The organism is Burkholderia sp. A2, from assembly GCF_001729305.1.
In the GTDB taxonomy this organism is placed as follows: Bacteria; Pseudomonadota; Gammaproteobacteria; order Burkholderiales; family Burkholderiaceae; genus Burkholderia; species Burkholderia sola.
In genome coordinates, this window is record NZ_LZXX01000106.1 from 219862 (window position 1) to 236294 (window position 16433).

Here is a 16433-nt window from a genome sequence, read left to right on the forward strand (position 1 = left end):
CGCAGGCCGCCTGCATCCGGCCCCGACGTGTCGTCCGAAAGGCCGCCAGGCCGCCGGTCCTGATCTTCCGCCGCCCGCCGCCGGGCGGACATTCCGATCATTCGAAATTCATTCCCGATGTCCAATCCGTCTGCCACGTCTTCCCGCATGACTGCGCCCGAACTGCGCGCGACCACGTCGCTCGCGGCGATCTTCGCGTTGCGCATGCTCGGCCTGTTCATGATCATGCCGGTGTTCTCGGTCTACGCGAAAACCATCCCGGGCGGCGACAACGTGCTGCTCGTCGGGATCGCGCTCGGGGCCTACGGCGTCACGCAGTCGCTGTTCTATATCTTCTACGGCTGGGCGTCCGACAAGTTCGGCCGCAAGCCGGTGATCGCCACGGGCCTCGTGATCTTCGCGCTCGGCAGCTTCGTCGCCGCGTTCGCGCACGACATCACGTGGATCATCGTCGGCCGCGTGATCCAGGGGATGGGCGCCGTGTCGTCGGCGGTGCTCGCGTTCATTGCCGACCTGACCTCCGAGCAGAACCGCACGAAGGCGATGGCGATGGTCGGCGGCTCGATCGGCGTATCGTTCGCGGTCGCGATCGTCGGCGCGCCGATCGTGTTCCACTGGGTCGGGATGAGCGGGCTGTTCGCGATCGTCGGCGTGCTGTCGATCCTCGCGATCGGCGTCGTGCTGTGGATCGTGCCCGACGCGGCGAAGCCCGTGCACGTGCCCGCCCCGTTCGCCGAGGTGCTGCACAACGTCGAACTGCTGCGCCTGAACTTCGGCGTGCTGGTGCTGCATGCGACGCAGACGGCGCTGTTCCTCGTCGTGCCGCGCCTGCTGGTGGACGGCGGGCTGCCGGTCGCCGCGCACTGGAAGGTCTACCTGCCGGTGATGGGGCTCGCGTTCGTGATGATGGTGCCGGCGATCATCGTCGCGGAAAAACGGGGCAAGATGAAGCCGGTGCTGCTCGGCGGCATTCTGGCTATCCTGATCGGCCAATTGTTGCTCGGCAGCGCACCGCATACCATTCTGATTGTGGCGGCGATCCTGTTCGTGTACTTCCTCGGGTTCAACATCCTGGAAGCGTCGCAGCCGTCGCTCGTGTCGAAGCTCGCGCCGGGTTCGCGCAAGGGCGCGGCCACGGGCGTCTACAACACCACGCAGTCGATCGGGCTCGCGCTCGGCGGCATCGTGGGCGGCTGGCTGCTGAAGCACGGCGGCGCGAACACGGTGTTTTATACGTGCTCGGGGCTCGTTGCCGCGTGGCTTATAATCGCGGCCAGCATGAAAGCGCCGCCGCGCAAGGCCTGAATCTTGTTTCGGGCGGGCATCGGCCGCGCGCCGGCCTGTCCGGCGGGCCGTTCCGGCGATACACGCGGGCGGCCCGGCATCGAATTTACTGGAGAAACACATGGCATCCGTCAACAAGGTCATCCTCGTCGGCAATCTCGGCGCCGATCCTGAAGTCCGTTACCTGCCGAGCGGCGACGCGGTTGCGAACATCCGTCTCGCGACGACCGACCGCTACAAGGACAAGGCAAGCGGCGATTTCAAGGAAATGACCGAGTGGCATCGCGTCGCGTTCTTCGGCCGTCTGGCGGAGATCGTCAGCGAATACCTGAAGAAGGGGTCGTCGGTCTATATCGAAGGCCGCATCCGCACGCGCAAGTGGCAGGGCCAGGACGGCCAGGACCGTTACTCGACCGAAATCGTCGCCGAACAGATGCAGATGCTCGGTGGCCGCGGCGGTTCGGGCGGCGGCGGTGGCGGTGGTGACGAAGGCGGTTATGGCGGCGGCTACGGTGGTGGCGGCGGTCGCGGCGAGCAGGCGGAACGTGGCGGCGGCGGCCGTGCCAGCGGCGCTGCGCGTGGCGGTGCGGGTGGCGGCGGCCAGAGCCGTCCGAGCGCGCCGGCAGGCGGCGGCTTCGACGAGATGGATGACGACATTCCGTTCTGATCGCCAGTCGCACCCCTCGCATCACGATGGGCCCGAACGTCCGAGTCAAGCCAGTCGCTTGGCCCGGGTTTTCGGGCCTTGCTTCGTTTACGTCGCGCCTGCACGCCGCTCTCCGGATGAAACGTGGCTGACGCACTTCCCGACCTCATCGCACCCCATCTCGACGTCCTGTTCTGCGGAATCAATCCCGGCCTGCTCGCGGCCGCGACCGGCCATCACTTCGCGGGGCGAAACAACCGCTTCTGGCGTGTGATCCATCTTGCGGGCTTCACGCCGACGGAACTTTCGCCTCAGGACGATCGGGCGATACTCGGTTACGGCTGCGGGCTGACGGCCGTGGTGCCGCGGCCGACCGCGAGCGCCGATCAGCTGTCGCGCGCGGAATTCGCAGCCGCAGCCGCCGGGTTCGAGCAGAAGGTCGCGCAGCATGCGCCGCGCTTCGTCGCGTTTCTCGGCAAGGCGGCGTATTCGGCGCTGTCGGGGCAACGCGAAGTCGCGTGGGGGTTGCAGCCGGCCCGCATCGGGCATGCGCGCGTGTGGGTGCTGCCGAACCCCAGCGGCAGAAACCTCGCATTCGGGCTCGACGATCTGGTCGATGCGTATCGCGAGCTTCATCTCGCGGCGATGACGGAGCGGCACGATGCGACGCGGTAAGACGCCGGCGCCATGGCCGGGCGCCATCGTGCCGCGCGCGTTCTTCAACCGCGTGGCCACGGAGGTGGCGCCGCAGCTGCTCAACAAGATCCTCGCGGCGGCGGACGGCCGGGCCGGCCGTATCGTCGAAGTGGAAGCCTATGCGGGCGCGCTTGATCCGGCCGCGCACACCTATCGCGGCAAGACGCCGCGCAACGCGACGATGTTCGGGCCGCCCGGGCACTTCTACGTGTATTTCACGTACGGCATGCACTGGTGTTGCAACTGCGTGTGCGGCCCGGACGGCGCGGGAACGGGCGTGCTGATCCGTGCGCTGGAGCCGCTGCACGGGCTCGACCAGATGCGGGCGGCGCGGCCGCCGCGCACGCGCGATCGCGACCTGTGCCGCGGGCCGGCCCGGCTGACGCAGGCGATGGGGATCGGCGGCGCGCAGGACGGCGTCGACCTGGTCGGCGGGCGCGACGGGTTCGCGATCGTCGACGACGGGATGGCGCCGCCCGTCGATCTGGCGGGCGGGCCGCGGATCGGCATTCGCGTCGGCCGGGATCTGCCGTGGCGGTGGAGCGTGCCCGGCAACCGGTATGTGTCGGGCGCGGTGCCGCGTCTCTGACGCGTGCCGCGTAGACGTCCCGTCCCAATCGCGCCCGATTCGACCTGCGTCACGCGGTCGCCATTATTGATCGGCTAAGCTGGCCGTTTCGACGTTTCGATCGAGGAGGCACCATGCGGCGGGTCGTATTCAACCAGAAGGGCGGCGTGGGCAAGTCGACGATTGTCTGCAACCTGGCGGCGATCAGCGCGAGCGAAGGCCTGCGCACGCTCGTCATCGATCTCGATGCGCAGGCGAACTCGACACGCTACCTGCTCGGCGACGCCGCGGCCGATGCGCAACCGGGGGTCGCCGGCTTCTTCGAAACCGCGCTGACCTTCAACTTCCGTCCGGTCGACGTCGCGTCGTTCATTCATGCGACCCCGTTCGACGGGCTCGACGTGATGCCCGCGCATCCGGATCTCGACACGCTGCACGGCAAGCTCGAATCGCGCTACAAGATCTACAAGCTGCGCGACGCGCTGAACGAGCTTGACATGTACGACGCCGTGTACATCGACACGCCGCCCGCGCTGAATTTCTATACGCGCTCGGCGCTGATCGCGGTCGAGCGCTGCCTGATCCCGTTCGACTGCGACGATTTCTCGCGCCGCGCGCTGTACACGCTGCTCGAGAACGTGAAGGAAATCCAGCAGGACCACAACGCGGCGCTCGAGGTGGAAGGGATCGTCATCAACCAGTTCCAGCCGCGCGCGAGCCTGCCGCAACGGCTGGTCGACGAACTCGTCGACGAAGGGCTGCCGGTGCTCGCGTCGCGGTTGTCCGCATCGGTGAAGATCCGCGAATCGCATCAGCAGTCGATGCCGGTGATCCATCTCGAACCGGCGCACAAGCTCGCGCAGGAGTTCCGCGCGCTGCATCGCGAACTGGCCGGCTGATCGCGCGCGTGACCGCATCGACCGAGGCCGCTTCGAGCGGCCTTGTTTTTGTCACGACCGGCAATTCGTCCGATTATTGATTTCGTCATTAATAATCGAGAAAACGATTTCACAACAAATCCGGGGAAAATATTACATAAATAATTGCTCCATTTTCAATGGGGGCCGGTTTTCTAATAAGCGGAATAATGAATTGGCAAATATTGCGCCACGTCATGATGCGCTATGCTGCAAAAAGGTAAAAACGCATGGCGGATCGGTGAGGGCGACGTCTTGTCTGAGATTTCGACGCTCCTGCGGCTTCGTCGGTCGATCAAAATGGTAATAAGGGTTTACACCTATCATTAATGCCATTTAATTGACAATTAATCGATCTAGAATGACTTCCTTCCACTGCCCGTGTGCAAACAGGTGCGGGCTGTCAATAAGGAAGCAGCGGTCGATCAAGCTTCCATTTTTCTTTACGTCGTCTCTCGCATTGCCAACAGGAGCGTGCCCGATGTCCGTATTTGCCCCCGAAAAACTCGCCGCCGATTATCAATCCGGTATCGCCGCGTGGTTTGCGATCGCCCGTCCGGCGATCCACGGTTTCGAGGCTGTCGTCGAACTCAACCTGCAAGCGGCCCGGACGGCGCTCGATGAATACGAGGACAAGCTGAAGCACGCGTTCAGCAGCAACAACCCTGCCGCGGGCTTCGTGCAGCAGGTCGTGGCGCCGCAGGACGCGGCCGGCAAGGTCGCGTCGTACGGCCGCCATCTGTTCGACATCGCGGTGTCGACGCAGTCCGAATGGGCGAAGGTCGCGCAGGCGCAGTACGAACAGAACGACAAACGCCTGAAGGACGTGCTCGGCGAACTGTCGAAGCATGCGCCGGCCGGCTCGGCGCCGGTGGTGGCCGTGCTGAATTCGGCGCTGTCCGCGGCGAGCGCCGCGGCCGACTCCGTGCGCGCAGCGACGGGGCAGGCGATCGAAGCCGCGCAGAGCGGCTTCGATGCGGTCAGCGAAACGGCCACGCGCGGCGCGAAGCAGACGGCGGCGGCCGCCCGCAAGGACGCAGCGGCTGCGCGCGAATCGGCTGCGTAACCGCGTGAATGCGTGTCGCGTGCGAGCGCGACACGATTGATCGGCGCCGGATGGCGTCGGCCGCCGCGTGTGCCACGCGGGGGGCCGGCAAACGTCCGGGTCGCCGCCAGACGCCCGTGCACGGTTGCCCGTGCCGCGGTGTGCCGTGCCGCCGGTGCGGACGGAGGCCGCCCGCCATGCGGCGGCGTGCGACCGCCATCGCACCGGTTGAATCGACGCCGGCCATCGCCACGCGCAACCGCCGCGTGCCGGCGTCACCCCGACGAACTGATTTCGATGCAGGAACTGAACATGACGGACGTAGTGATCGTATCGGCCGCGCGGACCGCGGTCGGCAAATTCGGCGGCTCGCTCGCGAAGATTGCGGCGCCGGAACTGGGCGCGACGGTGATCCGCGCGGTGCTGGAGCGTGCGGGCGTGAAGCCCGACCAGGTCAGCGAAGTGATCATGGGCCAGGTGCTGACGGCCGGCTCCGGGCAGAACCCGGCGCGGCAGTCGCTGATCAAGGCGGGGCTGCCGAGCGCGGTGCCGGGCATGACGATCAACAAGGTGTGCGGCTCGGGCCTAAAGGCCGTGATGCTGGCTGCGAACGCGATCGTCGCGGGCGACGCGGAGATCGTGATCGCGGGCGGCCAGGAGAACATGAGCGCGGCGCCGCACGTGCTGCCGGGCTCGCGCGACGGGTTCCGGATGGGCGACGCGAAGCTGGTCGACACGATGATCGTCGACGGGCTGTGGGACGTGTACAACCAGTACCACATGGGCATCACGGCGGAGAACGTCGCGAAGGAATACGGGATCACGCGCGAAGAGCAGGACGCGTTCGCGGCGCTGTCGCAGAACAAGGCGGAAGCCGCGCAGAAGGCCGGGCGTTTCGACGACGAGATCGTGCCGGTGTCGATCCCGCAACGCAAGGGCGAGCCGCTGCAGTTCGCGACCGACGAGTTCGTGCGTCACGGCGTGACGGCGGAGTCGCTGGCCGGGCTGAAGCCGGCGTTCGCGAAGGACGGCTCGGTGACGGCGGCGAACGCGTCGGGGCTGAATGACGGCGCGGCGGCGGTGCTGGTGATGTCGGCGCAGAAGGCGGCGGCGCTGGGCCTGACGCCGCTGGCGCGGATCAAGGCGTATGCGAACGCGGGCGTGGATCCGAGCGTGATGGGTATGGGGCCGGTGCCGGCGTCGCGCCGTGCGCTGGAGCGCGCGGGCTGGACGCCGGGCGACCTGGACCTGATGGAGATCAACGAAGCGTTCGCGGCGCAGGCGCTGGCGGTGCACAAGCAGATGGGCTGGGACACGTCGAAGGTGAACGTGAACGGCGGGGCGATCGCGATCGGCCACCCGATCGGCGCGTCGGGTTGCCGGATCCTGGTGACGCTGCTGCACGAGATGGTCAAGCGCGACGCGAAGCGCGGGCTGGCGTCGCTGTGCATCGGCGGCGGGATGGGCGTCGCGCTCGCGGTCGAGCGCATCTGAGCAGCGGCTGACGATACGGTTCGCTCGCGGCGCGAATCGGCGTCGCGGGCGAGCCAGGCGGTTTTCGCGCAACACAGGCAGTCGACAACACGCGCGAGGTGCCGGTGCGTGCTGGCCCGCGACGCGGGCGGAGGCGCATCGAAGCGGTGGGGCGGCAGCGTGTGCGATGCCGCCGCCCGCCTTTCATCGATTACTTTTTTGTCGGTAATTCATAGTATGACTAAGCGAATCGCAGTTGTGACAGGTGGGATGGGCGGCCTCGGCGAGGCGGTCAGCATCCGGTTGAACGACGCGGGTCACCGGGTAGTCGTCACGTATTCGCCGAACAACGCCGGCGCGGACCGATGGCTGACCGAGATGCATGCGGCCGGCCGGGAATTCCATGCGTACCCGGTGGACGTGGCCGATCACGACTCGTGCCAGCAATGCATCGAGAAGATCGTGCAGGACGTCGGCCCGGTCGACATTCTCGTGAACAACGCAGGCATCACGCGCGACATGACGCTGCGCAAGCTCGACAAGGTCAACTGGGACGCGGTGATCCGCACGAACCTCGATTCCGTGTTCAACATGACGAAGCCGGTCTGCGACGGCATGGTCGAGCGCGGCTGGGGCCGCATCGTCAACATCTCGTCGGTGAACGGCTCGAAGGGTTCGGTCGGCCAGACCAACTACGCGGCCGCGAAGGCCGGCATGCACGGCTTCACGAAATCGCTCGCGCTCGAGGTCGCGCGCAAGGGCGTGACGGTGAACACGGTGTCGCCCGGCTATCTGGCGACGAAGATGGTCACCGCGATCCCGCAGGACATCCTCGACACGAAGATCCTCCCGCAGATCCCGGCGGGCCGGCTCGGCAAGCCCGAGGAAGTCGCAGCGCTGGTCGCTTATCTGTGCTCGGAGGAGGCCGGCTTCGTGACGGGCTCCAACATCGCGATCAACGGCGGTCAGCACATGCAGTGACGTGCGGCGGCCCGCTCGGCGTTCGCGCCCGCGCGGGCCGCGTTTCCCCCTATCCCGTGCCGGAGCGGCGGCAGGCGCGCCGCTTCGGCCTCGCATTCCGGAGAACGCATGGGCGACACCTGGATCGGGCTGGTGATCGGCGGCTCGGCGCTGGCCATCGCGCTGACGATGGCGATCTCGCTCTACTGGCTCGAACGGCGCCGCGCGCGGCTGCTGCGGAACTTCGATCATCGCGATTGCCGGTTCGGCGCGTACGGCAAGTGCTTCGCGCGCAGGCCGGCGAGGTCGCTGCGCCGCATGCGCCGGGCACGCTGACCGCGGCGCCGGCCGCGTCGTGAGCGGTGAACGACAGTCGAGCGGCCGATGAGCGGTCACGTCCCGCTCGCATGCCGTCGGTAGCGCGCGGGACGCGCGATCAGTCGTTCTTTTCGCTCTTGCCAGCCGACTCGCCCGAGTCGTTCTTGTGGAAGATCCGCTTCGTCGTGCGCTTGGTGGCTTCCCAGCCTTCGCGCGACGCGTGGGCGACGCCGTGCCCGACCGCCTTCGCGGCGCTCGCGGTCGCGTGGCCGAAGCTGCGTGCGGCCTCGCCGGTCTTGTGCGCGGCTTCCTTCGAATCGCGCTTGATGTCCTGCTTCACTTCCGACATGTCCGCGTGTGCGAGCGGGCTGAGCAGCGCCAGAACGAGCGCGGCGCCAATGAACTGACGAACTTTCACGACCGGTTTCCTTGAGGTAAGCCTCGTCATCGAGGATTCGTGTTGCCGGCAGGCGCCGGTTGAAACGCGCCGGCGGCTGATGCGTCGAGCATCACCGCCGCGCGGCCGGACAGCAGCACGCGCTCGCCGCAGCGCAGCGCGAAGTCGTACAGCACCGAGCGGCCGTCGCCGCTCACCCGTTGCGCGTCGACGATGAGCGGCGCTTCGAACGTGTCGAGCCGGTCGACGAACGCGTCGACGTTGCGCACGCTCGCGAGATAGCCGACGCGCGGGCGCGCTTCGGGCGCGCCGAGCAGCGCGCCGTGCACGGCCATCGCCTGCGCCGCGTATTCGATGCCGCAGACCGACGCGAGCCGCCCGTGCGCGCGCAGCGGGTTATGCGGATCGCGGTGGCGCGTCGCGGTGCAGCGTATTCGTTCGGCATCCCATGCGTCGACCGAATCGAGCACGCACATCGCGCCGGCGTGCGGAATGTGCGCGGCAATCCACGCGTGGTCGAGCGGTGGGGTCAATCCGACCGGAGCGGTCATCGCACGCGCTCCGTGAAGGAATCGGAGATCGCGACGTCGACCTGCACGCGCGTATCGTCCAGGTAGTCGAGCACGACGCGTGTCGTACGCCGCGCGGCGAGCGCATCGAGCAGCGGCAGCACGCGGGCGGCCGGATTGCCGGCGCGCAGTGCGTCGAGTCCGGCGTGCGCGAGCGTCGTCGCGGGCGCATCGGTGAGCTGCACGTCGATGCGGGCGAGCGCGCGTTCGCTCGCTTCCGGCGCGAACACGAGCGCGACGCCGAATGCGTCGCCGATCGGCCGCACCGTGCGCAGCGGTTCCGGATAGTCGGTGTCGTACGCGATCAGCAGGCTCGGCACGCGATCGACGACGACCTGGCACAGGCTTTCGAGCAGGCCGGCGGCAAAGCTGCCGTCGTGCGCGCACAGCACGTTCGACGTCGCCGTCGCGCGGGTCGCGATGCTCCAGTAGCCGGCCGGCGCGTTGTGCACCGAATTGTGGAAGCGGGTCGGCGACAGCTGGCGATCGTCGCCGGCCAGCGTTTCGCAGATGGCGTGGCAGTTCTGGCCGTCGCCGCCGGACGCGCTGAACACGGTCGCGAGCGTCGCGGCGTCGCGGCCGCTCGCGGCCACCGCTTCGTGGCCGACCGCGAGCGCGGCGCGCACGACGGGGCCCGTGCGGCGCCGTTCGGCGGACGGCAGCCCAGCCGGCGGCGGCAGCTCGGTGCGGGCCGGCACGTAGGGCGCGCGGCCCGCGAGCACGTCGGCGGCATGCGGCCAGTCATTCAATCCCGGCCCGACGAGGCCGATGCTTTCGATGAAGGCGGTGAGCGTCATGGCGGGCCTCAACGGCGGGCGCGACCGGCCACGCTCTGGGCGCGGCCGAGGATCAGGCTGCAATTCGTGCCGCCGAAGCCGAACGAATTGGAGAGGACGGCACGCACGCGCGTGTCGCGGCTCGCGAGCACGTAATCGGCTGCGAGCGCCGGGTCGGGCTGCGTCGTGTTGACGCCGGCAGGCACGAACTGCTCGCGCAGCGCGAGCGCGGCGACGATCGCCTCCAGCGCGCCGGCCGCGCCGAGCGTGTGGCCGGTCGCGCCCTTCGTCGAGCTGCACGGCGTGCAGGCGAACAGCGCGCCGAGCGCGCGGCTTTCCGCTGCATCGTTGCTCGGCGTCGCGGTGCCGTGCAGGTTCACGTAGTCGATATCGTGCGCGCCGAGGCCGGCGGAAGCGAGCGCCTGCTCGATCGCGGCGTGCGCGCCGAGCCCTTCCGGATGCGGCGACGACATGTGGTGTGCATCGCTCGATTCGCCGATGCCGAGCAGCAGGATCGCGTCGCCGTCGACCGCGGCGGGGACGCGTTCGACGAGCGCGAACGCGGCGGCTTCGCCGATCGATATGCCGTCGCGCGCGCGATCGAACGGCCGGCACGGCCGGCGCGACAGCAGTTCGAGCGAATTGAAGCCGTACAGCGTGGTCAGGCACAGCGAATCGACGCCGCCGACGACGGCCGCGTCGATCAACCCTGCCTCGATCATGCGGCGCGCGGAGCCGAACACCTTCGCGCCCGACGAGCACGCGGACGAGATCGCCATCGCCGGCCCGCGCAGCGCGAAATACGCGCGCACGAACGCGGCCGGCGAATACGGGTTGTGCGTGTGCGCGTAGCGGAAGTCGGCCGGCAGCGCGCCGCTCGTCGGGTCGCGGTGCTGGTACGCGCGTTCGGTTTCGAGGATGCCGGCCGTGCTCGTGCCGACGAACACGCCGACGCGTGTGGCGCCGTAGCGCGCGACCGCCGCCGCGACGCACGCATCGAAGCCGTCCTGCGTGAGGCCCAGTTGCGCGAGGCGGTTGTTGCGGCATTCGAAGTCGGCGAGATCGGCGCGCACGGGCTGCGCATCGACGCCGTCCACCGCGCCGATCCACGTGTCGAGATCCGCACGCTCGAAGTGGCACGGCGCGAGTCCGCCGCGGGCGTGGCGCAACGCATCGAGGGTCGCGTCGAGGCCGCGGCCGATGCAGCTGGTGGCGGTGAAGTGCGAGAGCAGGAGAGGGTTCACGAGGGTCGCATCCGGTGGCCGGAACGGGCGCTGCAGCAGGGCTGGCACGCGCGCCGCTCGAGTTCAGATTTTATCAAACGGGGGGGGGGCGGAACGCCCGGCTGGCCGGGCGGTTCGGGCGCGAGCGCCGCGCGCAACGTGGTCCAGTGCAACTGCGCGTCGGCGGCCGCGCGCAGCACCGCGGGCAGCACGTCGAGCACGACCGGTTCGCCGCGCGCATCGCGCGCCGCGTGGCCGTCGTGCACGAGCAGGATGTCGCGCGCATCGAGCCCGTGCAGCAGGCGGCGCGTGACGGTCGCGGCGTCGTGCGCCCGCGTGTCGAAGCCGCGCCGCGTCCAGCTCGCCAGTTGCAGGCCGAATTCGCACAGCACCGGTTCGAGAAACGGATTGCGCAGGCCGGCCGGTGCGCGGAAGAACAGCGGGCGCGTGCCGGCGATGTCGGTCAGCGTCTGCTGCGCCGCCGCGATCTCGCGCCGCAGCGCGGCCGGCCCCGACAGCGAGAACGTATGGCGGTGCCGCTGGCTGTGGTTCTCGACCGCATGGCCGCGCGCGACGATCGCCTCGACCCACCGCGGATGGCGGCGCGCGAGATCGCCGATGCAGAAGAACGTCGCGCGCGCGTCGTAACGGTCGAGCAGGTCGAGCACGCGGGGCGTGACGGCCGGGTCGGGACCGTCGTCGATGGTCAGCGCGATGCGGCGGCCCGCGCCGGCCGGCAGGCGTGTCCAGTTCGGGCCGAGCAACGTGCTGCGCGGCCACAGGCCGGCCGCGGTCAGCGCGAGATGCGACGCGACCACGCCGCCGACGGCCCACGGCCACGCGGCAGGTTGCGCGATCACGGCCGCGGCCGCACCCGCGTGCAGCGCGGCGGCGCCCGCGATCAGCGGCGTCGGCTTCCAGCGCCGTGCGTCGCCGGCATCGCGCGGCGAAATGACAGGCGGCACGTTCATGCGCGGCCTCCTCGTTCACGCTTGCCGAGCGCCGCCGTCCCCGCCGCGCGCGGCGCGAGAATCGCCGCGAACGCGAGCGCGAGCATCGCACCGGGGCCGACGGTCAGCCCGAAGGTTTCGAGCAGCGGCACGCGCGACAGCGCGAGCAGCCCGAAGCCGGCGACCGTCGCGAGGTTCGCGATCAGCAGCGACACGAGCGTGTATGGCGTGACGGGCTGCGCGTCGTCGCGCCGGCAGAAGAACAGTGCGTAGTTCGAGCCGACCGCGACGATCAGCAGCATCCCGACGAGGTGCAGGATCGTCAGTGGCACGCCGGCGAGCGCGAAGCCGGCCGTCACGACCAGCACGGCCGCGGCGAGCGGGGCAAGGGCGCGCATGGCGCGGCGCGGCGAGCGCAGCGCGATCACCAGCAGCACGGCGATCGCGGCGAAACCCGCGAGCGACAGCCGGATGTCCTCGTGCACGTAGCTCACGTACAGGCGATCGGCTTCGGCCTTCATGTCGACGAACAGCGCATCGGGCACGCCCGCGCGCGCGACGGCCGCGCGAATCGGCGCGGCGTCGAGGCTCGACGACGGCTGCGCGGCGCGCGTGGCGTCCGGCGTCCGCAGCGGCAGCATCGCGCTCCAGCGGCCGTCGCGCTCGGTCAGCAGGGCGTCGACGGCGAGCGCCATCGATGTGCCGCGCAGGTCCGCGCGCGTGAGCAGCGGCGCGTGGCGTGCGGCGTCGACGTCGGCGAGGAACGGCGCGAACAGGTCCGGCTTCACCGCGATCGGCTGGTGCGCGACGGCATCGCGCATCCGTGCGGCGAGCGTGCCCGCATCCGGCAGGCTTGCCTGGCGCGCGCGCTGCGCGGCATCGCTCGGCAGGTAGCGTGCGGGGTTTTCGAAACCGCCGAGCGCGCCCCGGTCGACGAGCGGCTGCAACTGCGCGGCGACTTTTTCCGCGCCTTCGAGCGCGGCTTGTTCGGTCGGCGCGGCGATCACGACGAGGTAGCGCACGTCGGGCGCGCCGACATCGGCGCGCAGCCGGGCGTCGAGCGCCTGCGCCGGCGCGGGCACCGGGCTGAGCGCGGCAAGCTCGCGGCTCCACAGGCCGTCGCGATGCAGCGCGAGCGTCGCGCACGCGGCGACCACGAGCACCGCGAGCGGCCAGCGCAGCCGCGGCGCGGCGTCGGCCGCGCGCGCGAGCACGGCGCCGACGCGCGATACGTCGCGGATCGCGACACGCTCGCCGCGCAGGTGCGGCAGCACGAAGCGCGTGACGAGCGCGGCGGCCGTCAGCCCGACGATCGAATAGAGCCCGAGTTGCACGAGGCCCGGGAAGCCGGAGAACAGCATCGACGCGAAGCCGCACACGGACGTCAGCACGCCGAGCCGGATCGTCGGCCAGTACGCGGCGACCCACGCGCGCGTCGCGTCGGCCGGGCGCGCCGCGCCGCGCGTGCCGGCCTGCGCCGATTGCACGAACAGGTAGATCGAATAGTCGACGGCTTCGCCGATCAGCGTCGTGCCGAAACCGAGCGTCAGCCCGTGGACCGTGCCGAATGCGACGCCGACCGCCGCGATCCCGGCCGCGACGCCGGTCAGCACCGGCAGCAGGCCGAGCGCGAGCGTGCGCGGCGAACGGTACAGCGTGAGCAGCAGCGCGACGATCAGCACGACGCTTGCCGTCGACAATCGTTCGACGTCGTGCCGGATCGTGTCGCGTGTGGCGACCGAAAACACGCCGGGGCCCGTCATGGCGAGCGTCGCGGCGTTCGCGTTCGGCACGGCCTGCGTCGCGGCCGCGAACGCGCGGCGCACGGCGTCGATCGCGCGGGCCTGCGCGTCGGTATCGGAGCCGGCGGCGGCCGTCTGCACGACCAGCACCGCGCGTGTGCCGTCGCGCGACGCCCACACGCCGTCGCGGCTCGCCGGTTCGGCCGCGCTGTCGAGCCCGTCGACGAGCGCGGCGACTTCGCCGGTCGGGTCGCGCGGCAGCATCGCCTTCGCGACGAGGCCGGCCGACGAACCCAGCAGGTCGAGGCTGTCGCCGAGCGCCTGGTGCAGGCCGTCGGCGCTGAAGCGCTGCGGCGTGACGGCCGGGCTCAGCAGATAGCGATGGTCGAAGATGAATTGCCGGTCGCGTGCGTCGTTCGCGGCTTCGCCGTTGTGCACCGCCGCGAACTGCGGATCGGTGCGCAGCGTACCGGCCACGCGCCGCGACAGCGCGGCGCGCGTGCGCGCGTCGCCGCCGTCGATCGCGACGAGGATCAGACGCGACACGATACCGTCGCGCAACTGGTCGACGAGCACGCGTTGCCCGGCGCTCGGCGCATTCGGCAGGAACGCGGACAGGTCGGCCGTGAAGTGCGCGCGCCCGATCGCGACACCGCACGCGACGAGCGCGAGCAGCCATACGAGCACCGCGCGCTGCCGCCATGCGGGCACGCGGCGGACGACGGGGGAGGGGTGCGTACGATCGTCCATCAGTTCGCGTTCGCCGCGACGGGTTGCAGGCGCATCACCGAACGGTCCCCGTCGGCCTGCCGGATCGCGACGCTGCGCAACACGTCGCGCGTGCCGTCGAGCGTGATCGTGCTGACGACCTTCCGCATCCGCGAATCGAGCGGCGTGAGCGTCAGCGTCCAGTCGTCGCCGCGTCCGGAAAGGGCGACCTTGTACACCTGTTCGAGCGCGAAGCGGTTGCCGGCGAGCGTCGCGCGGATGCTGTCGATGAACGCGCCGAGCTCCGGATAGCGCGCGAGCGCAAGCGTGTACTTGCGGTTGTTGCGCTCGACGGTGAGCATGTCGCCGTCGACGACGAGGTGTTCGGGCTTCGGGCTCAGCGTGTGTTTTTCCAGATGGTCGGGCGCGACGAACATCAGTTCACCCGACGATTCGATCGGCTGCGCGGCGATCGACAGGGTCTTCGTCTCGGTGAAGGTCGCGCGGCCCGACTTGTGCTGCGCGAGCGTCGACATCAGCCGGTCGAGGGTCCACGCCGAGCCGGCATCGGTTGCGTGCGCGGGCATCGCCAGCACGATCGCGGCGGCCGTGGCGGCGAGCACGCGGGCCACGCGGACGATGCGGTGCGACGAGAACGGGAACAGGCGGCGGCGAACGGCGGTCATGCGTCGGAATCCCTCGTGGCGGTCAGGTCGGCGTCGGCGTGCACCGTCTCGCGGCGCGTGGCCGCGGCATCGCCGCCCTTCCAGAAATCGAAATAGTTGAACCAGTTGTACGGCGCCATGCGGCAGTACTTGTCGAGCAGCGCGACGTAGCGCGCGAGCGCCGCGTCGACCGCCGCCGCGCGCGCGTCGCGCCGCACGCCGGAGAAATCGGCGAGCGTTTCGAAGTGCACGTCGTAGCGGTTGCCGTCGCGATAGAGGCCCGTCATGAAGATCACCGGGCGCCTCAGCATCGCGGCCATGTAAAGCGGTCCGAGCGGAAACGCGGCCGGCGCGCCGAGCAGCGGCACGCGCCGCAGCGACGCGGCCGCGTCATCGAGCAGCGTGCGATCGGCGAGCATGCCGACCATGCAGTTCCCGTCGAGGCGCTCGCGCACCTTCAGCATCGAGTCGACCTGCCCGAGCGGAATCACCTCCGGCTGCGCGGCCGGGTTCACCGCGGCGAGCGTCGCGTTGATCTTGCGCGCGTTCTGCTCGTACATCGTGACGACCACACGCAGGTCCGGACGCGTGCGGCCGATCGCGCGCACGACCTCGAAGCTGCCGAGGTGCGCGCCCATCAGGAACGCGCCGCGCCCATCCGCGAGCGCGGCGTCGACGAGCGTTTCGCCGTGCAGCCGGATGTCGAACAGGTCGAAGCGTCCGTTCATCAGGTAGACGCGATCGTGAATCGTCGCCGCGAACGTGAACACGTGCCGGTACACGTCGCGCCAGCGCGCGGGGCGGCCGAGCACGCGGCGCAGGTAGTCGCGCGACGCCGCGCACGCGGCCGGCGAGAACAGCACGAAATACGTCGCGATCAGGTGCAGCACGATGCGCGCGCGCTGTCGGCCGAAGCGCAGCGAAATCCACGTCATCGCGCGCAGCAGGCTCGCATTGCTGCGCTCCTGGCGCTCGGCCCATGCGGTGCGCTTCATCGCTGCGCGCTGTCCTGCGCGGCCGGCGGTGCGGACAGCACGCCGGTCGCGACCTCGCGCGACCCGGCGCGCACCGTGAAGCGGATCGCGCCGCTGGCCGCGGCGTCGTACGCGAGCGCGAGCGGCTCGCCAGGCGCGACCGGGCTCAGGAATTTCGCGGACCCGAGCCGCCACGCATGCAGCGGACGGTTCAGCGCCGCACCGATCGTCTGGATCGCGTGATCGAGCAGCACGACGCCGGGCACGACCGGATGGCCGGGGAAGTGGCCGGGCAGCGCGGGATGGTCGGCGGCAATCGTGAACGCGAGCGCGGGCGGACCGGCCGGGTCGCGCCCGGCCGGCGCGGCCGTTGCAGCCGTCGCGGCCGTCGCACGTGCATGATGCGCGACGAGCGCGGCCAGCACGTCGCGCGGCAGCTTGCCCGTTTCGTTGCGCGGCAGCGCATCGACGAACACGAGCGGGCGCGGCATGAACGCGGGATCGATCCGCTCGCGCAGCGCG

General features: G+C 69.9%; 17 protein-coding genes and 1 pseudogene. 9 read left to right on the forward strand and 9 right to left on the reverse strand.

What is annotated here, in order from left to right:
• Positions 1 to 117: 117 nt before the first annotated feature.
• The 9 genes from A9Z05_RS23975 to A9Z05_RS24015 all read left to right on the forward strand — a co-directional run bounded on the left by A9Z05_RS23975 (position 118) and on the right by A9Z05_RS24015 (position 7925).
• Entirely contained in the window at positions 118 to 1305 is a 1188-nt protein-coding gene (locus A9Z05_RS23975) for an MFS transporter (protein ID WP_021162585.1), read from the forward strand.
• Between the two features lie 100 nt (positions 1306 to 1405).
• Positions 1406 to 1951 carry a single-stranded DNA-binding protein gene (locus tag A9Z05_RS23980; RefSeq protein WP_069620294.1) on the forward strand — a complete coding sequence of 182 codons (546 nt, stop codon included), beginning with the start codon at positions 1406 to 1408 and terminating at the stop codon, positions 1949 to 1951.
• Positions 1952 to 2074: 123 nt separating this feature from the next.
• Complete coding sequence (gene mug, locus A9Z05_RS23985) at positions 2075 to 2605, forward strand: G/U mismatch-specific DNA glycosylase (protein WP_069620295.1); 531 nt, start codon at positions 2075 to 2077, stop codon at positions 2603 to 2605.
• The gene (locus tag A9Z05_RS23990; RefSeq protein ID WP_069620296.1) at positions 2592 to 3215 is read left to right on the forward strand and encodes a DNA-3-methyladenine glycosylase; all 624 of its coding nucleotides are present in this window, start codon (positions 2592 to 2594) and stop codon (positions 3213 to 3215) included. The genes mug and A9Z05_RS23990 overlap by 14 nt, the downstream gene beginning before the upstream one ends.
• 113 nt (positions 3216 to 3328) lie before the next feature.
• Positions 3329 to 4093 (forward strand): ParA family protein, encoded by a 765-nt coding sequence (locus A9Z05_RS23995; protein ID WP_069620297.1) that lies wholly within the window; start codon positions 3329 to 3331, stop codon positions 4091 to 4093.
• Positions 4094 to 4592: 499 nt separating this feature from the next.
• Complete coding sequence (phaP, locus tag A9Z05_RS24000; RefSeq protein WP_069620298.1) at positions 4593 to 5177, forward strand: TIGR01841 family phasin; 585 nt, start codon at positions 4593 to 4595, stop codon at positions 5175 to 5177.
• 291 nt (positions 5178 to 5468) lie between these two features.
• On the forward strand, positions 5469 to 6650 hold the full coding sequence (locus tag A9Z05_RS24005; RefSeq protein ID WP_069620315.1) for an acetyl-CoA C-acetyltransferase: 1182 nt from the start codon (positions 5469 to 5471) through the stop codon (positions 6648 to 6650).
• Between the two features lie 216 nt (positions 6651 to 6866).
• A complete protein-coding gene (gene phbB / locus A9Z05_RS24010) occupies positions 6867 to 7610 on the forward strand; it encodes an acetoacetyl-CoA reductase (protein ID WP_069620299.1) in 744 nt (247 codons plus the stop codon).
• 108 nt (positions 7611 to 7718) lie between these two features.
• Positions 7719 to 7925 (forward strand): hypothetical protein, encoded by a 207-nt coding sequence (locus tag A9Z05_RS24015; RefSeq protein ID WP_069620300.1) that lies wholly within the window; start codon positions 7719 to 7721, stop codon positions 7923 to 7925.
• 100 nt (positions 7926 to 8025) lie between these two features.
• Here the strand turns inward: A9Z05_RS24015 and A9Z05_RS24020 are convergent, their stop codons facing one another.
• From A9Z05_RS24020 to A9Z05_RS37955, 9 genes and pseudogenes are all read right to left on the reverse strand, one after another.
• Complete coding sequence (locus A9Z05_RS24020) at positions 8026 to 8355, reverse strand: hypothetical protein (protein WP_069620301.1); 330 nt, start codon at positions 8353 to 8355, stop codon at positions 8026 to 8028.
• The gene (locus tag A9Z05_RS24025; RefSeq protein ID WP_069620302.1) at positions 8352 to 8855 is read right to left on the reverse strand and encodes a hotdog family protein; all 504 of its coding nucleotides are present in this window, start codon (positions 8853 to 8855) and stop codon (positions 8352 to 8354) included. The genes A9Z05_RS24020 and A9Z05_RS24025 overlap by 4 nt, the downstream gene beginning before the upstream one ends.
• The gene (locus A9Z05_RS24030) at positions 8852 to 9670 is read right to left on the reverse strand and encodes a beta-ketoacyl synthase chain length factor (RefSeq protein ID WP_069620303.1); all 819 of its coding nucleotides are present in this window, start codon (positions 9668 to 9670) and stop codon (positions 8852 to 8854) included. The genes A9Z05_RS24025 and A9Z05_RS24030 overlap by 4 nt, the downstream gene beginning before the upstream one ends.
• A gap of 8 nt (positions 9671 to 9678) precedes the next feature.
• Entirely contained in the window at positions 9679 to 10893 is a 1215-nt protein-coding gene (locus A9Z05_RS24035) for a beta-ketoacyl-[acyl-carrier-protein] synthase family protein (protein ID WP_069620304.1), read from the reverse strand.
• On the reverse strand, positions 10890 to 11843 hold the full coding sequence (locus A9Z05_RS24040; protein WP_256122077.1) for a polysaccharide deacetylase family protein: 954 nt from the start codon (positions 11841 to 11843) through the stop codon (positions 10890 to 10892). The genes A9Z05_RS24035 and A9Z05_RS24040 overlap by 4 nt, the downstream gene beginning before the upstream one ends.
• Positions 11840 to 14314 (reverse strand): MMPL family transporter, encoded by a 2475-nt coding sequence (locus A9Z05_RS24045; protein WP_069620305.1) that lies wholly within the window; start codon positions 14312 to 14314, stop codon positions 11840 to 11842. Before A9Z05_RS24045 ends, A9Z05_RS24040 begins: the two co-directional genes overlap by 4 nt.
• A complete protein-coding gene (locus A9Z05_RS24050) occupies positions 14314 to 14958 on the reverse strand; it encodes an outer membrane lipoprotein carrier protein LolA (protein ID WP_069620306.1) in 645 nt (214 codons plus the stop codon). The genes A9Z05_RS24045 and A9Z05_RS24050 overlap by 1 nt, the downstream gene beginning before the upstream one ends.
• Positions 14955 to 15932: an acyl-CoA synthetase gene (locus A9Z05_RS24055; RefSeq protein WP_069620307.1), complete on the reverse strand. Its 978-nt coding sequence runs from the start codon at positions 15930 to 15932 to the stop codon at positions 14955 to 14957. The genes A9Z05_RS24050 and A9Z05_RS24055 overlap by 4 nt, the downstream gene beginning before the upstream one ends.
• Positions 15929 to 16433 (reverse strand): annotated as a pseudogene (locus A9Z05_RS37955) (beta-hydroxyacyl-ACP dehydratase); the annotation flags it as partial. The gene A9Z05_RS24055 and the pseudogene A9Z05_RS37955, both read right to left, overlap by 4 nt.

Excerpts from the sequence above, each read along its gene's own strand:
- A9Z05_RS23975 (WP_021162585.1), top strand. The coding sequence starts at position 118 with ATGTCCAATCCGTCTGCCACGTCTTCCCGCATGACTGCGCCCGAACTG.
- A9Z05_RS23980 (WP_069620294.1), top strand. The coding sequence starts at position 1,406 with ATGGCATCCGTCAACAAGGTCATCCTCGTCGGCAATCTCGGCGCCGAT.
- A9Z05_RS23990 (WP_069620296.1), top strand. The coding sequence starts at position 2,592 with ATGCGACGCGGTAAGACGCCGGCGCCATGGCCGGGCGCCATCGTGCCG.
- A9Z05_RS23995 (WP_069620297.1), top strand. The coding sequence starts at position 3,329 with ATGCGGCGGGTCGTATTCAACCAGAAGGGCGGCGTGGGCAAGTCGACG.
- phaP (WP_069620298.1), top strand. The coding sequence starts at position 4,593 with ATGTCCGTATTTGCCCCCGAAAAACTCGCCGCCGATTATCAATCCGGT.
- A9Z05_RS24005 (WP_069620315.1), top strand. The coding sequence starts at position 5,469 with ATGACGGACGTAGTGATCGTATCGGCCGCGCGGACCGCGGTCGGCAAA.
- phbB (WP_069620299.1), top strand. The coding sequence starts at position 6,867 with ATGACTAAGCGAATCGCAGTTGTGACAGGTGGGATGGGCGGCCTCGGC.
- A9Z05_RS24015 (WP_069620300.1), top strand. The coding sequence starts at position 7,719 with ATGGGCGACACCTGGATCGGGCTGGTGATCGGCGGCTCGGCGCTGGCC.
- A9Z05_RS24020 (WP_069620301.1), bottom strand. The coding sequence starts at position 8,355 with ATGACGAGGCTTACCTCAAGGAAACCGGTCGTGAAAGTTCGTCAGTTC.
- A9Z05_RS24025 (WP_069620302.1), bottom strand. The coding sequence starts at position 8,855 with ATGACCGCTCCGGTCGGATTGACCCCACCGCTCGACCACGCGTGGATT.
- A9Z05_RS24030 (WP_069620303.1), bottom strand. The coding sequence starts at position 9,670 with ATGACGCTCACCGCCTTCATCGAAAGCATCGGCCTCGTCGGGCCGGGA.
- A9Z05_RS24040 (WP_256122077.1), bottom strand. The coding sequence starts at position 11,843 with ATGAACGTGCCGCCTGTCATTTCGCCGCGCGATGCCGGCGACGCACGG.
- A9Z05_RS24045 (WP_069620305.1), bottom strand. The coding sequence starts at position 14,314 with ATGGACGATCGTACGCACCCCTCCCCCGTCGTCCGCCGCGTGCCCGCA.
- A9Z05_RS24050 (WP_069620306.1), bottom strand. The coding sequence starts at position 14,958 with ATGACCGCCGTTCGCCGCCGCCTGTTCCCGTTCTCGTCGCACCGCATC.
- A9Z05_RS24055 (WP_069620307.1), bottom strand. The coding sequence starts at position 15,932 with ATGAAGCGCACCGCATGGGCCGAGCGCCAGGAGCGCAGCAATGCGAGC.